Annotated in this window: 24 protein-coding genes; 10 read left to right on the top strand and 14 right to left on the bottom strand. The window is 60.3% G+C overall.

Annotated features, from left to right (window positions below):
* Nucleotides 1-239 precede the first annotated feature (239 nt).
* Nucleotides 240-935, bottom strand: coding sequence for a pirin family protein (locus WFM45_RS22790; protein ID WP_049186505.1), 696 nt, complete (start codon nt 933-935; stop codon nt 240-242).
* 390 nt (nt 936-1,325) lie between these two features.
* Between WFM45_RS22790 and WFM45_RS22795 the strand changes: the two genes are divergently transcribed.
* Nucleotides 1,326-1,841, top strand: a complete 516-nt coding sequence (locus tag WFM45_RS22795; RefSeq protein ID WP_033631892.1) for a GNAT family N-acetyltransferase — start codon at nt 1,326-1,328, stop codon at nt 1,839-1,841.
* Nucleotides 1,834-3,012, top strand: coding sequence for a P1 family peptidase (locus WFM45_RS22800; RefSeq protein ID WP_033631891.1), 1,179 nt, complete (start codon nt 1,834-1,836; stop codon nt 3,010-3,012). The genes WFM45_RS22795 and WFM45_RS22800 overlap by 8 nt, the downstream gene beginning before the upstream one ends.
* Nucleotides 3,013-3,073: 61 nt before the next feature.
* Here WFM45_RS22800 and iolE read toward each other — a convergent pair whose 3' ends face one another.
* From iolE to iolD, 4 genes are read right to left on the bottom strand one after another with little or no spacing between them, the layout of a single operon-like run.
* A complete protein-coding gene (gene iolE, locus WFM45_RS22805; protein ID WP_015379329.1) occupies nt 3,074-3,970 on the bottom strand; it encodes a myo-inosose-2 dehydratase in 897 nt (298 codons plus the stop codon).
* Nucleotides 3,971-4,029: 59 nt separating this feature from the next.
* Nucleotides 4,030-4,914 (bottom strand): sugar phosphate isomerase/epimerase family protein, encoded by an 885-nt coding sequence (locus WFM45_RS22810; protein WP_004930845.1) that lies wholly within the window; start codon nt 4,912-4,914, stop codon nt 4,030-4,032.
* Between the two features lie 39 nt (nt 4,915-4,953).
* Complete coding sequence (locus WFM45_RS22815) at nt 4,954-5,967, bottom strand: Gfo/Idh/MocA family protein (protein ID WP_004930848.1); 1,014 nt, start codon at nt 5,965-5,967, stop codon at nt 4,954-4,956.
* A gap of 35 nt (nt 5,968-6,002) precedes the next feature.
* On the bottom strand, nt 6,003-7,943 hold the full coding sequence (iolD, locus tag WFM45_RS22820; protein ID WP_033631889.1) for a 3D-(3,5/4)-trihydroxycyclohexane-1,2-dione acylhydrolase (decyclizing): 1,941 nt from the start codon (nt 7,941-7,943) through the stop codon (nt 6,003-6,005).
* A gap of 547 nt (nt 7,944-8,490) precedes the next feature.
* Between iolD and WFM45_RS22825 the strand changes: the two genes are divergently transcribed.
* Both WFM45_RS22825 and WFM45_RS22830 read left to right on the top strand, forming a co-directional pair.
* Nucleotides 8,491-10,422, top strand: coding sequence for a bifunctional 5-dehydro-2-deoxygluconokinase/5-dehydro-2-deoxyphosphogluconate aldolase (locus WFM45_RS22825; RefSeq protein WP_033631888.1), 1,932 nt, complete (start codon nt 8,491-8,493; stop codon nt 10,420-10,422).
* Nucleotides 10,423-10,625: 203 nt separating this feature from the next.
* On the top strand, nt 10,626-11,462 hold the full coding sequence (locus tag WFM45_RS22830) for a MurR/RpiR family transcriptional regulator (protein WP_004930856.1): 837 nt from the start codon (nt 10,626-10,628) through the stop codon (nt 11,460-11,462).
* Nucleotides 11,463-11,503: 41 nt separating this feature from the next.
* Here the strand turns inward: WFM45_RS22830 and WFM45_RS22835 are convergent, their stop codons facing one another.
* From WFM45_RS22835 to WFM45_RS22850, 4 genes are all read right to left on the bottom strand, one after another.
* The gene (locus WFM45_RS22835; protein WP_004930859.1) at nt 11,504-11,842 is read right to left on the bottom strand and encodes a type II toxin-antitoxin system RelE/ParE family toxin; all 339 of its coding nucleotides are present in this window, start codon (nt 11,840-11,842) and stop codon (nt 11,504-11,506) included.
* Nucleotides 11,843-11,856: 14 nt separating this feature from the next.
* Nucleotides 11,857-12,126, bottom strand: coding sequence for a hypothetical protein (locus tag WFM45_RS22840; RefSeq protein WP_004930864.1), 270 nt, complete (start codon nt 12,124-12,126; stop codon nt 11,857-11,859).
* Between the two features lie 174 nt (nt 12,127-12,300).
* Entirely contained in the window at nt 12,301-13,122 is an 822-nt protein-coding gene (gene iolB, locus WFM45_RS22845; protein WP_336957334.1) for a 5-deoxy-glucuronate isomerase, read from the bottom strand.
* Between the two features lie 77 nt (nt 13,123-13,199).
* Nucleotides 13,200-14,705, bottom strand: coding sequence for a CoA-acylating methylmalonate-semialdehyde dehydrogenase (locus WFM45_RS22850; protein WP_015379335.1), 1,506 nt, complete (start codon nt 14,703-14,705; stop codon nt 13,200-13,202).
* A 556-nt stretch (nt 14,706-15,261) separates the two neighbouring features.
* Here WFM45_RS22850 and WFM45_RS22855 point away from each other — a divergent pair.
* Complete coding sequence (locus WFM45_RS22855) at nt 15,262-16,704, top strand: sugar porter family MFS transporter (RefSeq protein WP_250602114.1); 1,443 nt, start codon at nt 15,262-15,264, stop codon at nt 16,702-16,704.
* 32 nt (nt 16,705-16,736) lie between these two features.
* Entirely contained in the window at nt 16,737-17,573 is an 837-nt protein-coding gene (locus tag WFM45_RS22860) for a TIM barrel protein (protein WP_085337647.1), read from the top strand.
* A 35-nt stretch (nt 17,574-17,608) separates the two neighbouring features.
* Here the strand turns inward: WFM45_RS22860 and fetB are convergent, their stop codons facing one another.
* From fetB to WFM45_RS22885, 5 genes are all read right to left on the bottom strand, one after another.
* A complete protein-coding gene (gene fetB / locus WFM45_RS22865) occupies nt 17,609-18,382 on the bottom strand; it encodes an iron efflux ABC transporter permease subunit FetB (RefSeq protein ID WP_033631883.1) in 774 nt (257 codons plus the stop codon).
* A complete protein-coding gene (fetA, locus tag WFM45_RS22870; RefSeq protein WP_033631882.1) occupies nt 18,369-19,046 on the bottom strand; it encodes an iron efflux ABC transporter ATP-binding subunit FetA in 678 nt (225 codons plus the stop codon). Before fetA ends, fetB begins: the two co-directional genes overlap by 14 nt.
* A gap of 191 nt (nt 19,047-19,237) precedes the next feature.
* Nucleotides 19,238-19,525, bottom strand: a complete 288-nt coding sequence (locus WFM45_RS22875) for a FaeA/PapI family transcriptional regulator (protein WP_004930885.1) — start codon at nt 19,523-19,525, stop codon at nt 19,238-19,240.
* Nucleotides 19,526-19,562: 37 nt separating this feature from the next.
* The gene (locus WFM45_RS22880; RefSeq protein ID WP_336957341.1) at nt 19,563-20,672 is read right to left on the bottom strand and encodes an FKBP-type peptidyl-prolyl cis-trans isomerase N-terminal domain-containing protein; all 1,110 of its coding nucleotides are present in this window, start codon (nt 20,670-20,672) and stop codon (nt 19,563-19,565) included.
* Nucleotides 20,673-20,701: 29 nt separating this feature from the next.
* Nucleotides 20,702-21,046, bottom strand: a complete 345-nt coding sequence (locus WFM45_RS22885) for a hypothetical protein (protein WP_370446676.1) — start codon at nt 21,044-21,046, stop codon at nt 20,702-20,704.
* Nucleotides 21,047-21,873: 827 nt separating this feature from the next.
* On the opposite strand from WFM45_RS22885, the gene WFM45_RS22890 reads away from it, so the two are divergent.
* From WFM45_RS22890 to WFM45_RS22905, 4 genes are all read left to right on the top strand, one after another.
* Nucleotides 21,874-22,404, top strand: coding sequence for a fimbrial protein (locus WFM45_RS22890; protein ID WP_015379342.1), 531 nt, complete (start codon nt 21,874-21,876; stop codon nt 22,402-22,404).
* Between the two features lie 91 nt (nt 22,405-22,495).
* The gene (locus WFM45_RS22895) at nt 22,496-23,047 is read left to right on the top strand and encodes a fimbrial protein (RefSeq protein WP_004930899.1); all 552 of its coding nucleotides are present in this window, start codon (nt 22,496-22,498) and stop codon (nt 23,045-23,047) included.
* A gap of 86 nt (nt 23,048-23,133) precedes the next feature.
* Nucleotides 23,134-25,620: a fimbria/pilus outer membrane usher protein gene (locus WFM45_RS22900; protein ID WP_050501228.1), complete on the top strand. Its 2,487-nt coding sequence runs from the start codon at nt 23,134-23,136 to the stop codon at nt 25,618-25,620.
* 24 nt (nt 25,621-25,644) lie between these two features.
* Nucleotides 25,645-26,391 (top strand): fimbrial biogenesis chaperone, encoded by a 747-nt coding sequence (locus tag WFM45_RS22905; protein WP_021505171.1) that lies wholly within the window; start codon nt 25,645-25,647, stop codon nt 26,389-26,391.

The following is a 26,391-nucleotide window of genomic DNA, read 5'->3' on the forward strand; positions in this document are numbered from 1 at the left end:
CGGGCCGATATTGTCGGTTATGCGACGGCCAACGCAAAAAGGGCTCACACCGTGGGCCCTTCATACGCTGACAAAGGGGGAAAAAGCGTGGTTTTTCCCCCTTTGTGATGATTAGCCGAAAATCAATAAATTGATTTTCCTTGTTTTTATATGCTGGCGGCGTCAAGTCAGGCAACATCGTCAGACGTGTCATTAACCTCAAGGGCTCACATCGTGAGCCCTTGAAATTTACCGCTTAATCACACCGGCGGCAGATCGAACAGCAGGATTTCGCTCTCTTCGTCGGCCTGGATCGTCAGCGCCGATTCATCCCACACCGCGAACGCGTCGCTGATGCCGGCGGCCTGGCCGTTGACCGAGACCTTGCCGCGCACCACCTGGATCCAAACGCGACGGCCGGCGGCGATCGGGCATTCCCCCTGCTCGCCTTTATTCAGCGCCCAACGCGACAGCGTCATATCCTGGAACACCTTCAGCGAGCCGTCACGCGCATCCGGCGACAGCACCAGCTGACGGCCCTGCGGCGCGTCGAACATGCGCTGCTCGTAGCGCGGCTCCAGCCCGACCTGATCCGGGATGATCCAAATCTGGTACAGGTGCAACGGACGATCCTGATTAGCGTTGTACTCAGAGTGACGCACCCCGGTGCCCGCACTCATGATCTGGAATTCGCCGGCCTGGATCTGCTCCTTGTTGCCCATGCTGTCCTGATGTTCCACCGTACCGCTCAGCACGTAGGTCAGGATTTCCATGTCTTTATGCGGGTGAGTACCGAAACCCTGCCCTGCGTCGATCACATCTTCGTTGATCACTCGCAGCGCCGAGAACCCCATAAAGTTCGGATCGTAGTAATCGGCAAATGAGAAGGTGTGCCAGCTATCCAGCCAGCCATGATTGGCGTGGCCGCGGTCTTCCGCTTTACGTACATAAATCATTTTCAACTCTCCTCAATGTTTTTTTACAGTCTAGTCCTGCCAGCAGAATAAGAAAGCGTAAAAAACTCATGCCTCTGTTCAAAAATTTCGATGGAATGAAACAGCGGATGGGCAGCGGATTTGTTGAAAGCGGAACCGGCTGAAAAAGGGCAAAAAAAAAAGCCAGCACCCGAGCTGGCTAAGTAAACACTGGAAGCAATGTGAGCAATGTCGTGCCTTCGCAGCGAGAGTATCAAGGATTGATGCCCTCCCCGGAACGCATCGCAATAATAATCATTATCATTCGCACCTGTAAAGCGTTTTTTTTGACCCGTTCAAATAATATTGACTCAAGGCAGTAAACGGATAAATTCAGAGGTTATTCAACCGGTAAGCAAAAGGAGCAGCGAGATGAGCGAGATCGTGATACGCCACGTGGAAACATCGGATGCGCAGGCTCTGCATCATCTTTATTCTCAGACGCCCGTCTACCGCGATACGCTGCAGCTCCCGCTACCGTCCGTCGAGTCCTGGCAAAAACGCCTCGCCAACCCCGAACCGGGCGTGCATAACCTGGCGGCCTTCGTTGACGGACAGCTTGTCGGTCAGTTAGCCGTGATGCTGAATCAGCGCGTTCGCCGCCGCCACGTGGCCACCTTCGGCATCGGCGTCGATCCGCGCTACCACGGTAAAGGCGTCGGCAGCCGCCTGATGCAGGCGATGATCGACCTGTGCGACAACTGGGCGGCCATCGAGCGCATCGAACTGACGGTGTTTACCGACAACCCGGCGGCCATCGCGCTGTATCGAAAGTTCGGTTTTGAGATTGAAGGCACCAGCCGCGCTTTCGCCATTCGCGACGGCGTGCTGGTCGATGCCTACCATATGGCGCGTTTTCGCTCCGGGCAGCCGCGCGGCGATGCGTGATCTCATCCCCCCGCAGGGGCCGCTGCGCCGGCCCCTGAATATCAACCGCCGAACCTTTTTACACGCGCTGGCCGGCCTGACCGCCGCCGGCATGTTCTCCCCCTTCACCCCATTAGGTGCCGCTATGCCAACTTCCGCCGCCGGGCGCCCTGGCGCCCGCAACCTGATTACCGATGTGCCCGGCCTGAAGGTCGGCGTGGCGCAGGACAGCCGGGTGCGCACCGGCGCGACGGTGATCCTGCCGGACAGCCCGGCGATTGCCGCCGTAGACGTGCGCGGCGGCGGCCCCGCCACCCGGGAAACCGACGCGCTGGGTGAAGACAATTTGGTACAGACCGTCGATGCGTTGACGTTCAGCGGCGGTTCGGTATACGGCCTGGCGGCGGCGGACGGCGTCGCGGCCTGGCTCGGGCTACAAGGCAGAGGCTATGCGCTGCGGCCGGATCCCGGCGTGCCGGTCTCACCTATCGTGCCCACCGCCTGCCTGTACGACCTTGCCAACGGCGGCGATAAAAACTGGCAGCTCACGCCGCCGTATCGCCAGCTGGGCATCGACGCGGTCGGCAAGGCTGGTTTGGACTTTCCACTGGGCACCGTCGGCGCCGGCTACGGCGCCATGACCGGCATGGGCAAGCTGAAAGGCGGGCTCGGTTCGGCATCGATCGTTGCCGCCAGCGGCGCTACCGTCGGCGCACTGGTGGCGGTCAACAGCCTGGGAGCGGTGGTGGCGCCCGGCACCCGTGCCTTCTGGGCGACGCCCTATGAAATTGACGGTGAATTCGGCAACGGCGGCGCGGCGGCTCTGGCGCAACTGCGCGCGCAGGGCGAAGACTGGATGGTGCAAGAGCCGCAGGGCGGCAGAAAGAACACCACCCTGGCCTGCATCGCCACCGATCTGGCGCTGACGCGGGTGGAGTTGAAACGGGTGGCCATCATGGCGCAAGACGGCATGGCGCGCGCTATTCGCCCGCTGCACAGCCCGTTTGACGGCGACGTGGTGTTCGCCCTGTCCACCGGGCAGCGCGAGGTACAGGGCAGCCGCGAACTGGCGGTGCTGCAGATCGGCGCGCTGGCGGCGGACACCCTCGCTCGGGCGATCGCCCGGGGCGTATACGCCGCCACGCCGTGGCCGGGCAGCCAGGTCACAACCTGGCAAACGCTCGGCGGCTAACGCGCCGCCATCAAAAAAGGGGCGCCGGCGGCGCCCCTCGATCTTTATTGCCCCCCACCGCCTAAATGCCGGCGGTTTCCCGAATATAACGGCGCGCCTTCACCGCATACTCGAACGGGTTGGCCAGCGCCGGATCCTGCTCGGCCTCCACCACCATCCACCCTTTGTAACCGCGCTCGTCCAGCAGCTTGAACACCGGCCTGAAGTCGATCACGCCATCACCCGGCACGGTGAAGGTGCCCTTCTTCACGCCGTCGAGGAAGCTCAGCTTGTTGGCCTTCACTTCCGCCACCACCTCATCGCGCACGTCCTTCAGGTGGACATGGTTGATGCGCGGCAGATACTTCTCCAGGATCGCCATCATCGCCTGTTGGCTGCCTTCCGAATAGTAGGCGTGGCCGGTATCGAACAGCAGGTAAACGTCGTCGTTGACCATGCTCATGTAGCGATCGATTTCGGCCGTGGTCTGAATGCCGGTGCCCATGTGGTGGTGCAGGCACACCTGCATGCCTTTATCGGCGGCGATCTTCGCCAACTCGTTGTAACCGTCGGCCACGCGCTGCCACTCTTCATCGCTGAAGTACGGCTTCTCTTCGAACACGCCTTTGGTGGTGCCCTGAATGCTCTTGCTCTGCTCGGAGCAGCCAATCACCCTGGCGCCCATGGCATGCAGGAAATTCATGTGGTTGATAAATTCATCAATGGTTTTGTCTTTCTGGCCGTCGGCGAAAAAGGTGCTGAACCAGGCGTTGCAGATCTGGATGCCGCGAATATCCAGCATCGGTTTCAGCACCGCCGGATCGCGCGGGTATTTGCTGCCCACTTCGCTGCCGGTGAAACCGGCCAGCGCCATTTCACTGACGCATTGCTGGAAGGTGTTCTCCTTGCCCAGATCGGGCATGTCGTCGTTGGTCCAGCCGATCGGCGCAATGGCCAATTTCACGTTGTCTTTATTCATGGTTTGCCTCGGTCCTTGCAGGGCCGCCGGTACAAACGCCGCCGGCGAGCCGAATCAGATTATTTGCCCAACAGCTCTCTTTCGATGCGTTCTCTGGTCGCCACCGCCTGGCTCGGCATCTTTTCCGGGTAACCGAACAGCGAGGTGCAGATGATCGATTCGCCGCCGACCTTGAAGCTGCGGTTGGCAAATTCCATGTCGCGCAGCGTCTGGAACAGGGCGTCGAAATTCACCTCGCCTTCGCCGATGCCGACGTGCTGGTGCACCGCGGCGTCAACGCCCGGCGGGTTGACGATATAGCGGCAGTGCTTGGTGTGGTTCATGGTGTCGGCGATCAGCACGTGGGACAGATCGTCCCCGGCGTACTGCAGCATCCCGGCTACGTCACCCTGCCCCTTGTCGTAGTAGAAGGTGTGCGGCACGCTGTAGAGATATTTGACGTGGTCGCTGCGCAGCGACTTCACCAGATCGGCGGTTTCGTTGCTCAGCTCGCAGAAGTCCCACGGATGCGACTGGATCTCCATACGAATACCCTCGCGCTCAACGATCGGCAGCAGCTCCTCCATCGAGCGATACCACAGCTCCTCGCAGATCTCCGGTTCGTTGGGATTGCCGGCCAGCTCGGTGTTGATCACCTGCACGCCCATTTCCACCGCGATTTCGATCATCCGCCGCCAGTTTTTGACCGCCGCCTGGCGGCGATCTTCCCCCGGACCGGACCAGCGATACACCACGATAAATGAGGAGATCTCCACGCCGGTCGCTTTTAGGGCGTTTTTATACTCCGCCATGATTTCGCGGCTGGCCTTCGGATGTTTGTAAAACGGGTTGATCTGCGGGTGCGGCGACTGCTCGATGTATTTGTAGCCCCAGTCCGCCACCTGCTGAACCATTTTGGTGACGCCCAAATCCCGGATAACGTCGACATCAAAAGCGATCTTCATGGTCACTCCTCTGCAATCGTGGTTACGCGCTGCGAGCGGTTATTTGCCGTAAAACGCCGGGCGCGCCGGCAGGGTCACCGGCACGATCTCGCCGCTGAGCTGGGCCGCCACGCAGGCGTCGGCGGTCACTGCGGCGGCGTAGCCGTCCCAGGCGGAAGGCCCGGTCAACTTGCCCGCGGCTACGTCGTTGATGAAGCCCTGCAGCTCGACGTCATAGGCATCGATAAAGCGATCCTTCCAGTCGGTCAGGATTTCGGTCGACAGGCGGGCGCCGCTGCGCATCTGCACCGAGGACGGTTCCGGCAGTTTGGCGATGCCGGTTTCCCCCACCACTTCGCACTGAATGTCGTAGCCGTACTGGCAGTTGACGAAGATTTCGACGTCGATGCGCGTCCCCTTGGCGGTTTCAAACAGCACAATTTGCGGATCTTTCAGGTGCGGGAACGCCTTCGGGCTCTTGCGTGGGAACACCACCTGCACCGACACATAGTCGTCGTCGAGCAGCCAGCGCAGCACGTCGATTTCGTGGATCAGGGTGTCGGTGATCGCCATATCGGTGGTATAGGCCTCGCCGACCGTCGGATTGCGGTGCGCGCAGTGCAGCATCAGCGGCTCGCCGATCTGGCCGCTGGTCAGTACCTGTTTCAGCGCGCGATAGCCCTGGTCATAGGGGCGCATGAAGCCGACCTGCACCAGCCGTTTGCCGTGCTTCGCTTCGGCGTCGACGATGTTTTTGCAGCCCTGCGCGGTCACCGCCAGCGGCTTCTCGCAGAATACCGGTTTGCCGGCGGCGATGGCCGCCAGCACGAACTCTTCATGACTCGGCCCCCAGGAGGTGACCAGCACCGCCTGCACGTCGGCGGCCTTGATCAGATCGTGGCCGTTGTCATACACCCGCGCATCCAGCTGCAGATCGCTCACCACCTTGGCGGCGTTGTCGCGGTTGATGTCGTTCACCGCCACCACGCGGGCGCCCTGCAACACTTTGCTGCAGCGACGGATATGATCGCGGCCGATGGCGCCGGTGCCGATAACCCCAATGTTCAATGTCATTTTCGCTACCCTCGAGATTAATGTATGAAAACGAATCAGTAATCGCGCGCCTTATCGATGTTTTCCTGCAGCTTGCGCGCCACTGCGACGATTTTTTCGCTGTCGGCCACCTGAGCGCCGCCCACGCGCCACCAGCTGAGATACTTGTGCACCATGGTCTTCGGCAGCACCTTGATGTCCAGCAGCGTGGACACGGTTTGCCTGCGGGCGTCGGCCAGCGCGTCGAGCAACTGCTGCTCGGTAGTGACGCGATAGGTTTTACAGCCGTAAGCCGCCGCCAGCATGGCGAAATCGACCGGCACCAGTTTGCCGTCGAGCTTGCCGCCTTGTGGATTGCGGAAGCGGAATTCGGTGGTGTAGCTGTCCATGCCGTGTTCCATCTGCAGGTTGTTGATGCAGCCGTTGGTCATGTTGTCGAACAGCACCACGTTGATCTTGCAGCCTTCCTGAATCGAGGTGACCAGTTCGGAATGCAGCATCATGAAGGCGCCGTCGCCCACCATCGCGTACACCTCGCGCTGGGGCTCGGCCAGCTTGACCCCCAGCGCTGCGTTCACCTCGTACCCCATGCAGGAGTAGCCGTATTCCACGTGGTAACCGTGCTCGCCGCGGTTGTGCCACACCCGCTGCAGATCGCCCGGCAGGCTGCCGGCGGCGGCGACGATCACGCTGTCCGACGGCAGCTCGCGGTTCAGCACCCCCAGCACCCGGCTTTGCGTCATCGCCGAGCCGGTCTGGGCGATAAATTCGGCGAACACCTGCTCGCGATCGAGGTGATCGTCTATCTCCGGCACAAAGTCTGCGCCGCTGTATTCCACCGCGTAAACGCGCTCGGTCTCTTCGCGCTGGGCACCACGCGCCGCGGCGATGGCGTCGCCCCAGCCGGCGCGATAATCGGCCTGCGCCAGCAGCGCGCCCAGTGCGTTCAGGGCCTCGCGGGCGTCCGCCAGCACCTGCACGCCGTCGAGCTTGCCGGCGTCGAAGGCGCTGACGTTGATATTGAGGAAGCTGACGTCCGGGTGTTGGAACAGCCATTTGGACGAGGTGGTGAAATCGGTGTAACGGGTGCCGACGCCAATCACCAGATCGGCCTGCCGGGCCAGCGTGTTGGCCGCCAGGCAGCCGGTTTCGCCGATGCCGCCGAGGTTGAATTCATGGTCGCTCGATACCGTGCCTTTACCGGCCTGGGTCTCGGCGAACGGAATGCCGAAGCGCTCGGCGAATTCGCGCAGCGCTCGCCCGGCCTGCGAGTACTTCACGCCGCCGCCGCACACCAGCAGCGGTTTGCGTTTGGCCGTCAGCAGCGCCAAGGCGTCCGCCAACATGCCGTCGGTCGCCGGGCGGCGATCGAGCCGATGCACGCGCTTTTGGAAGAAATAGTCGGGATAGTCGTAGGCTTCCCCCTGCACGTCCTGCGGCAGACACAGCGTTACCGCGCCGGTTTCCGCCGGATCGGTCAACACGCGCATCGCATTGATGCAGGCGCTCATCAGCTGTTCCGGGCGCACGATGCGATCCCAGTATTTGCTCACCGCACGGAACGCGTCGTTGGTGCTGATGCTGAGATCGTAAGACTGTTCGATTTGCTGCAACACCGGGTCCGGCTGGCGGGAGGCGTAAACGTCGCCCGGCAGCAGCAATAAAGGAATGCGGTTGGCGGTGGCGGTGGCCGCGGCGGTGATCATATTGGCGGCGCCGGGGCCGACCGATGAGGTGCAGGCGTAAATTTGCCGGCGCAGCTTCTGTTTGGCGAAGCCGATCGCCGCATGGGCCATCCCCTGTTCGTTGCGGCCCTGGTGCACCCGCAGATCGCCGCTATCCTGTTCCAGCGCCTGCCCCAGCCCCAGCACGTTGCCGTGGCCGAAAATCGCGAAAATGCCCGCGACGAATTTGGTTTCCACGCCGTCGGCCAGCAGATACTGGTTATCGAGAAATCTGACGAGCGCCTGCGCCATGGTTAACCTGATCTTGCCCATTTACCCACCCTTTAGATTAAGGGCCGCCCCGGAAAGCGCTCATGCCGAGCCGACAATCCCGTGTTTGTGTTACGCGGCGGCAGCTATTATCTTGAGCAGGCGATGCCCGCGCTGCTCACGAAGTCGACAACCTGAAACGTGAAGCGATTATAAACAAATATATTTTTCATAAAATCACATTACAGAAGAAACATTTCATTTTGCGATAAAGATCGCATATTACATGAAAAGCCCGTTTCATCTCGTGGTTCAGCCTTCATGGGCTTCGTGCCGCGCACCGGCCGATAAAAGTCGTTGGCACATGGGCTGACAGCCTTTTCCTCTGCCCTCACCTCCCTTTTATGTTCGGCCCCGGCGGCCCTTGCGCAGCCGATTCATCGCCTTTTCCCACGCCTCTGTCGATGTTTTAAACGCATCACATTTTTGGGGTGTAAATTTCATTTCATATTGAAATTGAAATTTTCATTCCCCATACTGTCCCCATGCTTCCTGCAGGGCGCCACGCTCGGGCCGCCGCCGGAGTTTTGCTTAACAGAAGGAAACGGGTATGGCTACACAACAAAAACAGCTTGATGTCATTTGTCTCGGGCGCATCGCCGTCGATTTCTATGCTCAGCAGATCGGCGCGCGTCTGGAAGACGCCGGCACATTCGCCAAATACCTCGGCGGCTCTTCCGGCAACGTGGCCTACGGCACCGCCATTCAGGGGTTGAAATCCGGCATGCTGGCCCGCGTCGGCGATGAACACATGGGCCGCTTTCTGCGTGAAGAGCTGCAGCGCGTCGGGGCCGATACCCGCTGTCTGATCACCGACAAGCAACGATTAACCGGCCTGGTGATCCTCGGCATCAAGGATCAGGAAACCTTCCCGCTGATCTTCTACCGCGAAAACTGCGCGGACATGGCGCTGACGCCGGACGACATCGACGAGGCCTACATCGCCTCCTCCCGCGCGCTGGCCATCACCGGCACGCACCTGTCGCACCCGAACACCCGCGCCGCGGTGCTGAAGGCGCTGGAGTATGCGCGCCGCCACGGCCTGCGCACCGCGCTCGACATCGATTACCGCCCGGTACTGTGGGGGCTGACGTCGCTGGGCGACGGCGAAACCCGCTTTGTGGAATCAGACCAGGTGACCCGCGAACTGCAGGAGGTGCTGCACCATTTCGATCTGATCGTCGGCACCGAAGAGGAATTTCATATCGCCGGCGGCAGCACCGACACGCTGACGGCGCTGAAAAACGTGCGCCGGACTACCGCGGCCACGCTGGTGTGCAAGCGCGGCGCGCAGGGCTGCTCGGTGTTCGAAGGTGAAATCGCCGACGACTGGGCGCAGGTGAAGCTGCACGCCGGTGTGCGGGTTGAAGTGCTGAACGTGCTGGGGGCCGGCGACGCCTTTATGTCCGGGCTGCTGCGCGGCTACCTGAACGATGAGGGCTGGGAGCAGGCCTGCCGCTACGCCAACGCCTGCGGCGCATTGGTGGTTTCGCGCCACGGCTGCGCGCCGGCGATGCCGACCAAACGGGAACTGGACGACTACCTGCAGCGTGAACAGCAGGTCACGCGCCCGGACCGCGACGCACGCCTGAACCACCTGCACCGGGTCACCACCCGCAAGCAACAGTGGCCGGAACTGTGCGTGTTCGCCTTCGATCACCGCAAGCAGCTGGCGGACATGGCGCGCGAAGCCGGCGTCGGCGAGGAACGCATTCCGCGCCTGAAGACCCTGCTGCTCACCGCGGCGCAACAGGCTGCCGCGCAGGCCGGCCTCAACGGCAACAGCGGCATTCTGGCCGACACCACCTACGGGCAGGCGGCGCTGAACGAGATCACTGGCCAGGGATGGTGGATCGGCCGGCCGGTGGAGCTGCCCAGCTCGCGCCCGCTGCGCCTGGAGCACGGCAATATCGGTTCGCAATTGATCGACTGGCCGCAGGAGCACGTGGTGAAGTGCCTGGTGTTTTATCACCCGCAGGATGCGGAGGAACTGCGCCGCGAACAGGATGAGCTGATCGCCGACGTCTACCGCGGCTGCTGTAAATCCGGCCACGAGCTGCTGCTGGAGGTGATCCTGCCGGACAGCAACGCCGACAAAGACGAACGCTATTACCTGGAGATGATTGAGCATTTCTACCAGTTGGGCATTCAGCCCGACTGGTGGAAACTGCCACCGCTGAGCGCAGAAAACTGGCGGCAGGTCGGTGCCCTGATCGACACCTACGATCCCTTCTGCCGCGGCGTGCTGATCCTGGGGCTCGACTCCCCGGAGGCGGTGCTGAAGGCGGGCTTCGCCGCCGCCGCGGATGCGCGCTGGGTGAAAGGTTTCGCCGTCGGCCGCACCATTTTCGGCCAACCTTCGCGCCGCTGGCTGCAGGGGGAAATCGACGACGCGGCCCTGATCGAGCAGGTGAAACAAAAATACCTGACGCTGATCGGTTTCTGGCGCCAGTACCGTCCGCAGGCGGGCGGCGCGCACTGACAGCGACAGCAGGTTCACGTCCCCTTAAAGCCATTTCGCCGCTTTAAGGGGATTTTTTTGCCCCTTTTCTGTGAAGTCGCGCAATGTGCGATCGAATAAATCGCTTTTTGAGGAAATGAAATTTCCGCTCCGTCTGTTAAAATACCCTGTCAATATTTCAGGCATCAGGCCAATGCGCCTTCACCCCACTGCGAGCCGAATGGATGAACAACCCAACTCAACTTTCGCTGTTACAGGACGAGATCCGCCACCGTTATGAAACGCTGAGCAAGCGTTTGAAGCAGGTGGCGCGCTATATTTTGGATAACAGTAACAGCATCGCTTTCGATACCGTTGCCTCCATCGCCGCACAGGCCAGCGTGCCGCCTTCCACCCTGATCCGTTTCGCCAACGCCTTCGGCTTCAGCGGCTTCAACGAAATGAAGCAGGTGTTCCGTCAGCATCTGATGGAAGAAACGGTGAACTATACCGAGCGCGCGCGCCTGTTCCGCCAAACCTCTACCGACGACAACGTCGCGCCGGAGAAACCGGCGGAGATTCTCAACGTATTCACCATGGTCAATGCGCAGGCGCTGCAGCAGCTGGCGATGCAGATTGCCCCCGAGCAGTTGGATCGCGCCGTCGAACTGCTCAACAACGCCGAAAACATCTACGTGATTGGCCTGCGCCGCTCGTTCAGCGTCGCCTCCTACCTCACCTATGCGCTGCGTCATCTGGAGCGCCGCGCATTTCTGATCGACGGCCTGGGCGGCATGTTCACCGAACAGCTGAGCATGGTGAAACCGAAAGACGTGGTGATCGCCATCAGCTATTCGCCGTACGCCCGCGAGGCGGTGGAACTGGTGGAATTGGGCGCCAAGCGCGGCGCGCAGCAGATCGCCATCACCGACAGCCAGGTCAGCCCGCTGGCCGCGTTCAGCGACGTCTGTTTCGTGGTGCGTGAAGCGCAGGTGGACGGGTTCCGTTCGCAGGTGGCCTCGATGTGCCTGGCGCAAACGCTGGCGGTCTCGCTGGCGCTGAATAACGCCCGGGACGAGTAAGGCGGATGTGAACGCGCCCGATAGGCTCGGGCGCGGCGGGATTATTGCAGCAACAAATAGCGGTAGAGCGCGCTTTCCAGATCCTGCTTCATGCTGATGAAAAGCAGAATCTCCACCGTTTGGCCGTCGTAGTCATAGATGACGCGGTATTCGCTGTCGGGATCCAATCGTTCGTGCAACCGCACTCCCATGCCCGCCAGCACGGCGTTGAAGCGGTAGCGGGCGGGATCGTCGGCAATTGCCGCGAGGGACGATAACAACAGATTGTCCACGAACATCCCGGCTGCGACGGCCCCTATCGTTCCGCTCTTATAAGACTCGATGTCTTTCAGGCTCCATTCCGCCGCCGGCGCGACGGTAAAACGTATTTCCTGGGGCATCCTGCACCTCGGGTCTATTTCCGCGCGTCACGCAGCCGCTGCAAGGTTTCTTCGGGCGACAGACCGCGCTGATTTTTAATCTCTTGCTTCGCCATCATAGTCAGTTTCAACAACGCGTTGGACTGGCGCTCGAGATTGCGTTCCCGTATTTCGGCCTCTCTCTCAGCCGCCGTTTGTACAAACAGCTCGGCAACACCATTTTTTGTGACGTAAACCCCGCCTTCAAACAGATCGGGCGAACCTAATCCTTCGCGCGCCGCTTTTTGAGACATGGTGGTTGTCATAATTTTTCCTCCTGTGTACCGGCATTCTCACTGCATAACAGCGGTTCGTTAGATTCACTCAGCCAGGGAGCAATCGCGTGCGGACAGGTTATCATTTGAGCAAGATAGAGGGCAAATTTAGGTCAAATTTATCCCCTGATAAAGAGAAAGCCCGGCAAGCCGGGCCTCAAGCGCTTATTGCGCGGCGGGGTAGCCGTCGCCGTTAATCCAGGCGTGGTCTTTTTCCCAGGTGAATTTCCACTGCCGCACCGGCCCGGCCATCACGTTGAGGTAATAGTTGTCGTAGCCCGCCAGGGTCGCCACCGGATGATAACCGCGCGGCACTTTTACCACGTCGCGATTGTAGACCGGCATGCATTCGTCGAGCGTGCGATCGTCGGTATAGACGCGCTGCATGCAGAACCCTTGCTCCGGCTGAATGCGGTGATAGTACGTCTCTTCGAGATAGGTCTCGTCCGGCGAATATTCTTGATCGTGCTTGTGGCTCGGGTAGGAGCTGGTGTTGCCCTCGTCGGTGTAAACCTCCACCACCAGCAGACTGTCGGCCGGCTCGCTGTCCGGCAGAATGTTATGCACCAACCGCTGGTTGCGCCCCTTGCCGCGCCGCTCCACGCCGATTTCCGCCGGCGTGATCAGGCGTGAAGGCAGATGGCCGCTGCCGGGCGCGCTGCACACCGCCAACTCCAGATCGGTTTCTGCCCGCACGTCGATGCGATCGTGGTGCGGCACGTACACCGCGTAAGGCGGCGTGCGCTCGAACGGGCTCATGCGTTTGCCGATATGCGGGTATTCGGCGCGCAGCGTGGCGACGGAGGCGATACCGGCCACCAGTACCAGACACAGTTCCTTGTCACCGCATTCCAACCGCAGCGACTGCCCGGCGGCCAGGCGGTAAACGTCAAAGCCGACATAGCCCCAACCGGCATTTTCCGGCGTCACGTGCTGGATACGCCCCTCGGCGTTCGGCGCCTGACATTTGGCAAGCAGTGAAGACATTTCGATTCTCCTGTTAACTCCCCGTGCAAAGGCCGCTGCCCCCATGGAGCAACGGCCCGCTCATACTCTGCGATCGCTTAACCCAGCGTCGGCATGCTGAATTCAGACACCGTCTGTTGTCCGGCCGGCCAGCGCGCGGTGGCGGTCTTCATGCGCGTGTAGAAGCGCACGCCGTCGGTGCCGTGCACGTTCAGCGCGCCGAACACCGAGCGCTTCCAGCCGCCGAAGCTGTGGAACGCCATCGGCACCGGCACCGGCACGTTGACGCCGACCATCCCGGCCTGCACTTCCTGCACGAACTGGCGCGCGTAGTGGCCGCTGCCGGTAAAGATGGCGCTGCCGTTGCCAAACTCGTGGCCGTTGACCGTGTCGATGGCGGTGCGATAGTCCGGCACCCGCACGATGCCCAGCACCGGCCCGAAGATCTCTTCGCGGTAGATGCGCATGTTCGGCTTCACATGGTCGAACAGCGTGCCGCCGACGTAGTAGCCTTCAGGGTAGCCCGGCACCTGATAATTGCGGCCGTCGGCCACCAGGGTGGCGCCTTCTTCCACGCCCAGATCGATGTAGCCCAGCACCTTTTTCTGGTGAGCGGACGATACCAGCGGCCCCATTTCATTCTCTTCGCCGCCCTGCTGCAAGCCCGGCCCGACGCGCAGTTGCGCGATCAGCGGCTTCAGTTTGGCGATCAGTTTGTCGGCGGTGTCGTCACCGACCACCACGGCGATCGGCAGCGCCATGCAGCGCTCGCCGGCAGAGCCGAACGCGCCGCCCATCAACGCGTTGACCGTGGCGTCCAGATCGGCGTCCGGCATGACGATCGCCTGGTTTTTCGCCGCGCCGAAGGCCTGTACCCGCTTGCCGTGCGCGCTGGCGGTGGTATAGATATGTTCCGCCACGGTGGAGGAACCGACGAAGCTCACCGCCTGAATGCGCGGATCGGTGCACAGCTGCGCCGCGTCTTCATTGGCGCAGTGCACCACGTTGAACACGCCGTCCGGCAGGCCGGCTTCTTTCAGCAGCTCCGCCAGGCGCACCGAGGCCGAAGGCACCAGCGCCGGCGGCTTGAGGATAAAGGTATTGCCGCAGGCCAACGCGATAGGGAACATCCACATCGGCACCATCGCCGGGAAGTTGAACGGGGTAATGCCCGCCACCACGCCCAGCGGCTGCATCAGCGAGAAACTGTCGACGCCGCTGCCGACGTCCGGCGAGTATTCGCCCTTGATCAGATGCGGGATGCCGCAGGCAAATTCGACCACTTCCATGCCGCGCGTCAGTTCGCCCAGCGCATCCGAATACACTTTGCCGTGTTCGCTGACGATAAGCTCGGCCAGCTCGTCGCGGTGCTGTTCCAGCAGCGCCTTGAAATTGAACATGATGCGCGCGCGGCGCAGCGGCGTGGTGCGCGACCAGTCGGCAAACGCCCGGTGGGCCACGTCGATGGCCTGTTTGACTTCGGCGGCGGTGCTCTGCGTGACGCGTCGCTCAACCTGCCCGCTGGCCGGGTTGTGCACGTCGACGGTTTGATTGCTGCTGCTCAGGCACACCTGCCCGTCAATAAAGTTACCCACGGTTTTCATGTCACGCCCTCTTTTCAAGTCCGCTGTCGCCTGGCCACACCCAGGCGGCGCGGCGTTAATCGTCCCGCTCGCCAAACCCCGTCGGCAAGCCGGCTAAATCCTGACCGGATGCAGCAAACTCTATTTCATTGAAAAAAAAGTTTCAAATAAATTGTTTTGGAAAATTTGTTTTTAGTGCGTGAGGTCGCAATTTTGCGGTGTCGATCGGGTTGGCGCTTTCATTACCGCGCCAATCAAGGCGCGGTTTCGCAGGAGAGTCCATCGCTAATGCATACTGACTTTGCTACAGAAAGTCCGCACTGCGCCTGACCTGCGGCCGTTACCGCCTCCCTCCGAGCGCCCAAGGCGCCCGGATCGCTCGCGACGGTTTTTTTTGAACTGGATCTAAAAATCAATATTCCATTATTCACTAATTATGAAATAAATGTTCTTGTTTGTTCCAGCATTTATCGACGACATCGCCTTGATGACAGGCACGGTTCACACCCTTCCGCTCGCCCTCTTCCCGACACCCTAACCGTGCGGACGGAAGCCAGGATAAAAATCGGAGCAACACATGTCATATCAGCGTAAGCACAATACCGGTTACATATTGCGAATTTGCGGCATCGCCGCCCTGGGCGGCATTCTGTTCGGCTACGACACCGCCGTGATCTCCGGCGCGATCGAAGCGTTGAAAACCTATTTCGATCTCAGCCCGGCCGAAACCGGCTGGGCAGTCTCCAACGTGGTGATCGGCTGCGTGGTCGGCGCCTTCGCCGCCGGGCCGCTGGCGGCGCGCTGGGGCCGTAAAAAGGCGCTGATGCTGGCAGCGCTGCTGTTCACCGTGTCCGCCGTCGGCGCAGCTTTGGCCCCAACTTTCACCTGGTTCGTCATCTACCGCATCATCGGCGGGCTGGCGGTCGGCATTGCCGCCACCGTGTCGCCGATGTACATGTCGGAGGTGTCGCCGAAAGACATGCGCGGGCGGGCGCTCAGCATGCAGCAATTCGCCATCGTCTTCGGCCAGATCGTGATTTTCTACGTCAACTTCAAAATCGCCAGCCTCGCCAGCGAAGCCTGGCTGGTGGAAATGGGCTGGCGCTGGATGTTCGCCTCGGGCGTGATCCCCTGCATTCTGTTCTGCATCCTGGTGTTCGTCATTCCTGAATCGCCGCGCTGGAACGTGATGATGGGCCGCGACGATCAGGCGCTGGCGATGTTGACCAAGGTCTCCAACGCCGCCCACGCGCAGAATCTGCTGAAAGAAATCAAAGACTCGCTGCAGCAGGATCAACAGCAGCAGCACCGGAAGCTGAACTACGGCGATGTGCGGGTGCGGTTCATCCTGTTCGTCGGCTGCATGATCGCCATGTTGCAGCAGGTCACCGGCGTCAACGTGATGATGTATTACGCGCCGGTGGTGCTGAAAACCGTCACCGAAAACGCGCAGGAAGCGCTGTTCCAGACCATCTGGATCGGCGTGCTGCAGTTGGTCGGTTCGGTCATCGGCGCCATGCTGATGGATCGCATGGGCCGCATTCCGCTGATGCGTTACGGCACGCTGGGCGCCATCGCCGGCCTGCTGCTCACCTCGTACGCGCTCTACACGCAGGCCACCGGCTATTTCGCGCTGTTCGGCATGCTGTTCTTCATGGTGTTTTATGCGCTGTCCTGGGGCGTCGGCGCCTGGGTGCTGGTGTCGGAAATCTTCCCGAACCGCATGCGCGCGCAGGGGATGAGCATCGCCGTCGGCTGCATGTGGGTCGCCAACTTTGCGGTGTCGCAGTCGTTCCCGATGATCAACGACCACCCTTACCTGTTCTCGCATTTCCACGGCGCCTTCCCGATGTGGATCTTTGCCGCCTGCTGCCTGTTCAGCTACTGGTTTATCGGCCGCTATATTCCTGAAACCAAAGGCGTCTCGCTGGAAAAAATGGAACAGGTGGTGCTGGCCAAACGCCACCGCCAATCCCTGCCCGACGGCAAGCCGCTGCCGCTGGAAAACGGCAAATCCTGATCTCTCACCCCTTATCGCTGGAGTCATGCCCCATGAACATTGCGCTGGACCGCTTCTGTATTAACCGCAAGATCGCGCCGAATCTCGACCTGGACAATTTTTTCCGCCTGGTGAAACGCTGCGGGCTCAGCAAAGTTGAGCTGCGCAACGACATGCCCAGCGGCAAGGTGACCGACGATCTGAGCGACGCGCAGCTCAACGCGCTCGCCGCGCAATACGGCATTGAAATCGTCACGATCAACGCCCTCGGCATGTTCAATCGGGTGGATGACCCGGCGGCGCTGCAGCAGCGCGCCGAAGCGTTGCTGGCGCAGGCGCAGGCCATCCACAGCCGGGCGCTGGTGCTGTGCCCGCACTGCAGCGCCGACGACACGCGCAGCGAGCAGCAAAAACGGGACGATACCCTCGCCGCGTTGCGTCTGCTGGCGCCGCTGTTTGCCCGCTACGGCGTGCAGGGATACGTCGAGCCGCTGGGCTTCGGCATCAGCTCGTTGCGATCGTCGCTGCTGACCCAGGCGATCATCCGCGATTCGGGCGCGCCATACCGCATCGTGCTCGATACTTTCCACCACTATTTGAGCGGTGTGGCGCAAGCCGACTTCGACTCGCAGATCCAGGTGGCGCAGATCGGCCTGGTGCATCTGTCCGGCGTGGAGGATGGGCGGGATAAAGGCGCGCTGAGCGATGAAGAGCGCATCATGCTGAGCGCGGGCGATCGGCTGGAAAGCCGCCGTCAGGTACAGAACCTGGAACGTCTGGGCTACACCGGCGTCTATGCCTTCGAGCCCTTCTCTTCGCAGTTGGACGGCTGGAGCGAGGCGGATATCGAACGGGAAATCCGCCAGAGCATCGCCCTGCTGCAAGGGTAAAAAAACGGCCTCCGCGGAGGCCGTTTTTCATGGCGTTACTTCAGGTTGCCGACCACCAGCTGGTGGCGCGCATTGTAAAACTTACGGTAGGCCAGATAGCAGGCGATGATGGTCGACAGGCTGGCGGTGGAAAGCAGCATAAAGGTCACCATAATCTGGTATTTGATCGCTTTCACCGGGTCGATGCCGGCAAAGATCAGGCCGGACATCATGCCCGGCAGGCTGACCAGCCCAACGGTTTTCGCCGAGTCCACGGTCGGGATCAGCGAAGCGCGGATGCTATCGCGGATCAGCGCCGCCGAGGCGAACTTGGGCGTCGCCCCCAGGCTGAGCATCTCCTGAATCTTCTGCTGCTCGCCTTTGAAACGCTGGCCGAGGTTGGTGTAGCACAGCCCCACCGCCACCATGGCGTTGCCGGCGATCATCCCGGAGATGGGGATCACCTGCATCGGCGTAAATTCGATGGAGCCGGTCAATACCAGCACCGCCAACGTCAGCACCGCGCCGGTGGTGATGGCGATAAACGACGTCACGAACGCGTGTTCGACGTACTTGCTGCGTTTCTTGGCGTTGTAAGCCGCGTTAAAGCAGATGAACAGCACCATCAACACGGTGAGAACGGCGTTATCCAGGTCGAAAATATACTTCAGCACGTAGCCGACGATGATCAGCTGCACCACCGCGCGGCAGATGCTCCAGATAATGTCCTTTTCCAGCGCCAGCTTTTCCCGATGGCTGATCAGGATGGCGACCACCACCAGCACCATCGACAAGCCCAAGGATTCGTTGGTGATGTTATGCTGATTCATGCTGTTGCTCCTGTTGCTCGGCGCCGTGCGCGCGCAGGGTGATCACCTCGTCCGCATGCGCTATCTCTTCGGTATCGTGCGTCACCCACAGCACCGCCAGCCGGTGTTCCGCCACCAGCTGATGCACTATCTCATTGACGTTGCGTTTGTTTTCCTCGTCCAGCGCACTGGTGATCTCATCGAGCAACAACACCCGGGGCATAAACTGCAGGTTGCGGATCAGGGACACCCGCTGCTTCTCCCCGCCGGACAGTTCATTGATGCTCTTGGTCAGCATCGCCTCCGGCAGCCCGAAACGCGCCAGATCGGCCTTCATTTTTCGCTCGGCCGGCGGTTCCTGGCGGATCTGGTAGGGCAGCGCCAGATTGTCGTAAACCGTATTGCCGAACAGTGACGGCGTCTGGAAGCAGTAAGAGACCTGCTTGCGATACGCCTCCGGCGACATCTCGTCGATCGCCTGGCCGTCGAAATAGAGCTTTCCGCGGGTCGGATCCATTAAGGAAGAGATGATTTTCAGCAGGGTGCTTTTCCCGCAGCCGGAAGGTCCGGTGATCAGTTTGAACTCGCCTTCACCCAGCGTGAAAGAGACGGAATCCAGGATCACCTGGCTGTCTATTTGATAATGAATATCATCCAATCTCAGTATGTCTTTCTTTTCCTTCATTACGATGCCGGCTCCCTATACCTGTTCCCGTCTGAGCGATAAGTATATGGCTGCCAAAAACATCTTAGCAATGGCTGTGCGGATGGCAGCGAACGGAGGGGAAGGATTGACGGAGCGAAACGCCCCGCCAAATGATAAATTTAATTAATGATTAGCTGTAGGAATAGTCAAAAGCGACCGCCAGGGTCGAATCACTCTTTTTTTATCGCTGCCTGTTCGTCGCAGCTGTACCAGCGGAGAGAATTGTTGATGCTGCGGTGGGTGCAGTGAACCTTACCCTCCTTTTCCAGCGCCAGCAGCAGGGTGCGGGTGGTATAAATATTTTCGCCGCATTTATCCGCCAGCTCGCGCGTCTTCGGCCACTGCTCCGGCGGGGGATGATGGCCCCCAGATCCTTCCACACGCTCCCTGCACAATCCTTGCAACACATTCAGCATCAGCGATTTTCTGCTTTCAAACGTTTTCGGCGCCTTGGCCATAGCATTCCTCCTGAGTGGTTACTGCTGAGCACCCCGCTCACGGCTGCACGTCAGCGATGCGCAGGGTGTAAATCATGGTGGCATTCGGGGGGATCGCCGGCGGGTTGCCCTGTTTGCCGTACGCCAGCGCCGGCGGCACCACCAGCGTGATCGCGCCGTGGCGCTGCAGCTTCTCGATAGCCGCGCGAAACAGCGGCGGGTAGCGCGTCAACGGCTGCGAGATCACCGTCCCCGCCAGCTCCATGTCTTTGACTACCCGGCCGTCGGTCAGGCTTTCGCGCACCACGATATCCACCCGATCGTCGGCGCCGATCGCCCCGCTGCCGGCATAGTCCACCCGGTAATAGAAACCGAGCGCATCCTGCTTGACCCCCTCCTGACGGACGAAATTGGCCAGGTAGGCGTTGTCATCCCGAGGCGGCGCCTGCGTCTGTTGCGCCTGCTGCAACCGCTGCTGCGCCGTGTGCAGCGCGCCGTCGATGGCGGCTTCATCGAGCCGCAATCGCCCGGCCAGGGTATCGGCGATGCCCGCCAGCAACAGCTGGCGATCCGCCTCCAGCCCCGCGCGCCGGTTCTCCTGCTGCAGATGCAGAATGTCGCGTCCGAGCGACACGCCGGCGGCATACGCCTGCTTGTCCGCCTCGCTGGCCAGCGCGGGCGGCTCGGCCGCCTGCTGCCGTTCGGCCAGCAAGGTCTCCACCCGCCGCTGCTGCTGCGCCAGCTGCGCCGCCAAACTTGCACTGCGCTGTTCGGACCGCGTTAACGAAGCGGACAGCACGCTCACTTCAGGCACCGGCGCAACGGCCTGCCGCAATCCCTTCAGGGCATCGGCCAGCGGCCGAATATCGACGACGGCCGGTTCCCGTTTCGGCGCCGCGGCGGCCTGAGCCGCCGCCAACTGCCGCTCCAGCTGACGGATTTTCTCCGCCTGCTGTTGCACAGAGTGCTTCAGAGAAGTTAAACGAGCGCCGTCTGCCCCCGCGACGGCGGCCGGTTTGGCGGCCGGTGCGGGCGCCGGTTTACGCGCGCTGTCTTCCCTGGGCGCGGCCGGCGGCGCCTGCCGCTGTTCGGCAAACTTCAACAGCGCGGGAATGCCGTCATCGGCGGCGCAAGCGGCCCCGCTCGCCGCCAACAGCAAAAGCCCCATCGCCCATCCTTGCGCGCATCGCTTCATGGCTACAGATTCTCAACCCGGCTGGACAGATCGGACATCAGCTCATGCTCGACGTCAGCGCAGAATTTCTCGGTTTTATATTGATAAAGAGCATCAATCGCTTTACGGGTACTCTCATCCACGTTGCCGCGCACCCCGGCATATCCCGAAGCGTTGGAAAGCAGGCCATTAAAATAGGCGATGCGTTTTTGATAACTTTGCGGATTAATATTCTTTAATGAATTAACCCGCTGCTGACAAAGCGCGATGCGTTGCTCATCGGATTTATCATTAGGATTATTCTGTGAGATTTTTTTCACGGAATTCAGTTTTGTCTTGCTCCCGCCCGCACAGCCAGAAAGCGCCATAAGAGACAGCAGAAATAGGGTCAAACCCGCCCAACGGCGCCCGCCGCAAGCATTAATCATCGTTATCATTCCGTTTATAATCCTTTAATTGTCACTTAGGTCATCATTATGTGGCGAACGGCAGCAGCACATGCCTTAATTTGATTAATCAAAATGGGTTAGGTAGCGAAAAATCCCTATCACGCAATGTGATAGAATAATTCACTACCGGTGCAATTGTTATTTAATTGTTAACCAATTAGGTCTAAACGCTGGCTAAACGCGAATAAGAAACCCCATTCCCTCATGAACAAACAACCATGAAACGACAATAAAAACAATAAATTATGTTTTATATTTTGTTTCTAAAGGGAAATGCATCATCTGCTGCCTCAGAGCGATATTAGCAAAACAATATTGTGAATTGTAGGTGCCATCCTATTTCCCCCGATCTAATATCTCGCATATCGTTATTTATATAGTGATTTATACTGGATAATATTTGTATACGATCTATTGATTTTAAAGCAAATATATTTCTTTTTCCTTTTGGTTTTATATTCTGAATTTGACTTAATTTAATAAAATCTATTTCCAAGCAATACTATTATTTGCAAGAATATTCCCAGCAACACGCCACACGTAAAAAACGTATTTTATTTACCAGAAAATCCATTATCGATTTTCCAAATCTCGTTATTTCTCATAAATAACGGATGTCGGCGTATTGCCCAGAGCAAAAGGATCTGGCTCCAACCGCACGGACGGCGACATGGCGTTGCCGCCGCCGCGGGGGATTTAGATGTGCTGTTCTTTTTATTTAAAAACTCTCTACAGGAACCTGAGAAATGAAACTGAATAAATTAATGCTGGCAACCGTGATTGCTTTCGCTTCCGCATCTGTTGCTCATGCCGCATCTAATCAGGGCAGCGGTAAAGTCACCTTTACCGGCGAAATTATCGATGCGCCATGCAGCGTCGCGCCGGAATCCGTTGACCAAACCGTGCCGATGGGCCAGATCAGCAGCCGCATCCTGGCCAACCAGGGTAAATCCAGCATGCAGCCTTTCAACATCGAACTGAAAGATTGCTCCATCTCCACCATGAAAAACGTCAAAGTGACCTTTACCGGCACGCCTGATCCGGTCAACAACAAACTGCTGGCCCTGAGCGGCACGGCAACCGGCGCCGGCATCGTGATCTACGACAACCTGCACTCCAAAGAGGTGGAACTGGGCACCGCGACCGACGGTCAGGGCCTGAACGACGGCGACAACTCGCTGAAATTCGCCGCTTATCTGCAGGGCAGCAGCGCCTCAAGCGCCGTGGTGCCGGGCGACTTCACCAGCGTGGCGAACTTCACCCTGGCTTACCTGTAATACCCCACAGGGGATGTCTCAGGGCATCCCCCGCTTTATTGCATGCCGAGGATACCGGCAAGGGAACAGGGAAAGACAGGGAGACGCCAGCATGACTATCCGCCTTTGCGGCCTGTTGCTCATCGCGCTCAGCGTCGGCAGCGCGGCGGCGGCAGCGAAAAATCAGGGCCACGGCAAAGTCAGCCTGGGCGGCACCATCGTTGAAACGCCGTGCGGCATCGCCAGCGACAGCCTGGATCAAACCGTCGATTTTGGTCTGATTTCCATGACCGACGCCTCGCAGGATGGGCAGTCGGTGCTGATCGGCAGCCGCCGCCATTTCACGATCAAACTGGTGAACTGCGAGCTGGCCAGCCAGGTGAAGCCTGACTTCATCTATCGCGCGGCCAACGTCACGTTCGACGGCACCGCCGACAGCGGGGATCCTTCCCTGCTCGGCGTTTACGGCGAGGCGAAGGGCGTGGCTATCGAGCTGTTGAACGATGCCGGCACGCCGATCCCGCTCGGCAGCACGACGGCGGATTACCAGATCGTCGCCGGCGACAACACGCTGCGCTTTGGCGCGCAGTTGCGCCTGCATCCCGACAAGGCGCGGGCGGGCGGCTTCAGCTCTCTGGCCAAATTCACCCTGTCTTATCTCTAGCGCCGGCGGGCGCTGCACAGCATTACGTATTCAGGTCGTACGGATGACCTGCTATTGGGCGCGGACTTGCCATGAGTGATTATGCTATGACGTCATTACAGACACGGAAACACCTACCTCTCCTCGTCATTCTGTCTTTCCTCTGGGTGCGTCCGGCATTTTCCGCCACGGAATTCAATACCGACGTCCTGGATATCGGCGAGCGCAGCAAAGTGGATCTTTCGCGCTTCTCCGACGCCGACTACGTCATGCCCGGCGCTTATTTGCTGGACATCAAGATCAACCAGAAAACGCTGCCCCAGCGCAGCATTCAGTATTTCCCGTCGCCGGATAACAAGAGCGGCAGCCAGGTGTGCCTGCCGCCTGATCTGGTGGAAAAAATGGCGCTGAAAGAAGAAGCGGCCAAAAAAATCACCCTGTGGCACGACAACCAGTGCGCCGACATTCGCGGCATCAAAGGCGCGACCATCTCCGATCGCATCGGCGGCGGCGTGCTGGCGATCACCATCCCGCAGGCGTGGATGAAATACTCCGATCCCGACTGGACGCCGCCCGAGCAGTGGGACGACGGCATTCCCGGCCTGCTGCTGGATTACAACGTCAGCGGTCAGCTAGGCAAACAGAGCCATAACAACAACACCGCCCAGAACCTGAGCAGCTACGGCACGCTGGGCGCCAACCTGGGCCCCTGGCGCCTGCGCGCGGACTACCAGGCCAATTACAATCAGCAGGCCGGCGATCGCAGCACCGGTTTCGACTGGAACCAGATCTACGCCTACCGCGCGCTGCCGATGCAGGCCGCCAAGCTAACGCTGGGTGAGATCTATCTCGACTCCGGGGTGTTCGACGCCTATCGCTTCACCGGCCTCAACCTGGCCAGCGACGAGCGCATGCTGCCGCCTAACCTGCAGGGCTACGCGCCGGAAGTGCGCGGCATCGCCAAGAGCAACGCCAAGATCACCGTCTCGCAGGAAGGCCGCACGCTGTACGAAACCACCGTGCCCGCCGGGCCGTTCGCCATCCAGGATCTCAACAGCTCGGTGCGCGGCAAGCTGGACGTCAAGGTGGAAGAGCAGGACGGCACCGTTTCGACCTTCCAGGTGGATACCGCCACCATTCCGTACCTGACCCGCCCGGGCTACGTGCGCTACAACGTGGCGCTCGGCAAAACCTCGGCCTACGACCACCGCACCCAGGGGCCGCTGTTTTCCGCCAGCGACTTCTCCTGGGGGCTGAGCAACGCCTGGTCGCTGTATGGTGGCGCGCTGCTCGGCGGCGACTATAACGCCTGGGCGCTCGGCCTCGGCCGCGATCTGAACGTGTTCGGCGCCATGTCGCTGGACGTCACCCAGTCGATCGCTCGCCTGCCCGGCGAGCCGACCGCCAGCGGCATGTCGTTCAAGCTCAACTACGCCAAACGCTTCGACGAGCTGAACAGCCAGATCACCTTCGCCGGCTACCGCTTCTCGCAACGCAAATTCATGAACATGTCGCAGTATCTGCAGGAGCGCTACGGCGATTACGACAAGAATTACAACGGCCGTCAGAAAGAGCTGTATACCATCACCGCCAGTAAAACCTTTATGGCGGAAGACAGCGCCAGGGCGATCACCACCTATCTGACTTACTCGCACCAGACCTATTGGGACGCGCGAACCCAGGATCGTTACGGGCTGTCGACCAGCAAGTTGTTCAGCATCGGCGATATCAGCAACATCACCGCCTCGCTGTCGGCTTACCGCACCTATTACCAGGGCCGCACCGACGACAGCGTGATGCTCAACTTCACCGTACCGATCGGCGATCGTCGGCGCGTCGGCTATGCGCTGCAAACCAACAACGGCGACGTCACGCAGACCGCGTCGTACAACGACTACAGCGATCCGGACAATACCTGGCAGGTCAGCGGCGGCTTTAACCAGTCCGGCAAATCGCTGGCGCGCGGGTACTACACCCACAACGCCTCGTTCGGCTCGCTGAACGCCAGCGCCTCTTACCAGCAGGACAGCTACTCGTCGATCGGCGGCTCGTTCCGCGGCGGTCTCACCGCGACCCGGCACGGCATCGCGGCGCATCAGAACTCGAGCAACGGCGGCAGCCGCATGATGCTCGACACCGACGGCATCGCCGGCGTGCCGATCAACAACGGCCGCGCCTACAGCAACCGTTTCGGGCTGGCGGTGATTTCCGACATCACCAGCTACTACAACACCGACACCCGTATCGACGTCAACAAGCTGGCGGACGACGTCGAGGCCACTCGCGCCGTGGTGCAAGGCACGCTGACCGAAGGCGCCATCGGTTACCGCCACTTCGAGGTGGTGAAAGGCAGCAAGCTGCTGGCCACCATTCGCCTCGCGGACGGCAGCGAACCGCCGTTCGGCGCCGCGGTGCTGAGCGAGAAAGGCCGCGAGGTCGCGGTGGTCAACGACGGCGGCTCGGTCTATCTGACCGGCGTACAGCCGGAGGAAAAACTGGATGTCGCCTGGGAAGGCCAACGCCGCTGCCGCATCGTGATCCCGGGCGCCGCCAAGCCGCTGGACCAGCTGCTGCTGCCGTGCGCCACCCTGTAATCCGTAACGCTGAGAAATAATGACATGAACAAACACCCGATAACGCTACTGACCGCCGCCGGCCTGGCCCTGAGCGCCGTACTGCCCACCGCCGACGCGGCGATATCGCTGGATCGCACGCGCGCCGTTTATGTGAGCGACGCCAAATCGATCAGCCTGAATATCGTCAACGAAAACAAAGAGCTGCCTTTCCTGGCGCAGTCCTGGCTGGAGAACGAGCAGCATCAGAAAATCACCTCGCCGCTGGTGGTGCTGCCGCCGTTGCAGCGCGTGGAGCCGAGCGAGCGCAGCGTGGTGCGCATCACCAAGACGCCGGAAGCGGATCGCCTGCCGCAGGATCGCGAGTCGGTGTTCTACTTCAACCTGCGCGAGATCCCGCCGAAAAGCACCAAAACCAACGTGATGCAGCTGGCGCTGCAGACGCAGATCAAGCTGTTTTACCGGCCGAAGGCGATTGTCGCGCCCAAGGGTGAAGTGTGGCAGGAAAAGCTGGTGTTCCGTAAAAGCGGCGGCGCCATCACCGTCGACAACCCGACGCCGTTTTACATCACCCTGACCGGCATGACGCGGCAGACGCAAAAACAGGGCGGCGGCGCGATCGGCGGTTTTCAGCCGCTGATGCTGAAGCCGAAATCCAGCGAAAGCCTCAAGCTGCACGACACCGGCATGAACAGCTTCGTCATCACCTACATCAACGACTACGGCGGCCATCCGGAGCTTCGCTTCGTCTGCAATGGCGGCGTTTGCACCGCCGTGCCCGAGAAAAAATAA

Origin of the sequence: Serratia sp. KG1D, assembly GCF_037150675.1 — a bacterium.
GTDB classification, from domain to species: Bacteria; Pseudomonadota; Gammaproteobacteria; order Enterobacterales; family Enterobacteriaceae; genus Serratia; species Serratia nematodiphila.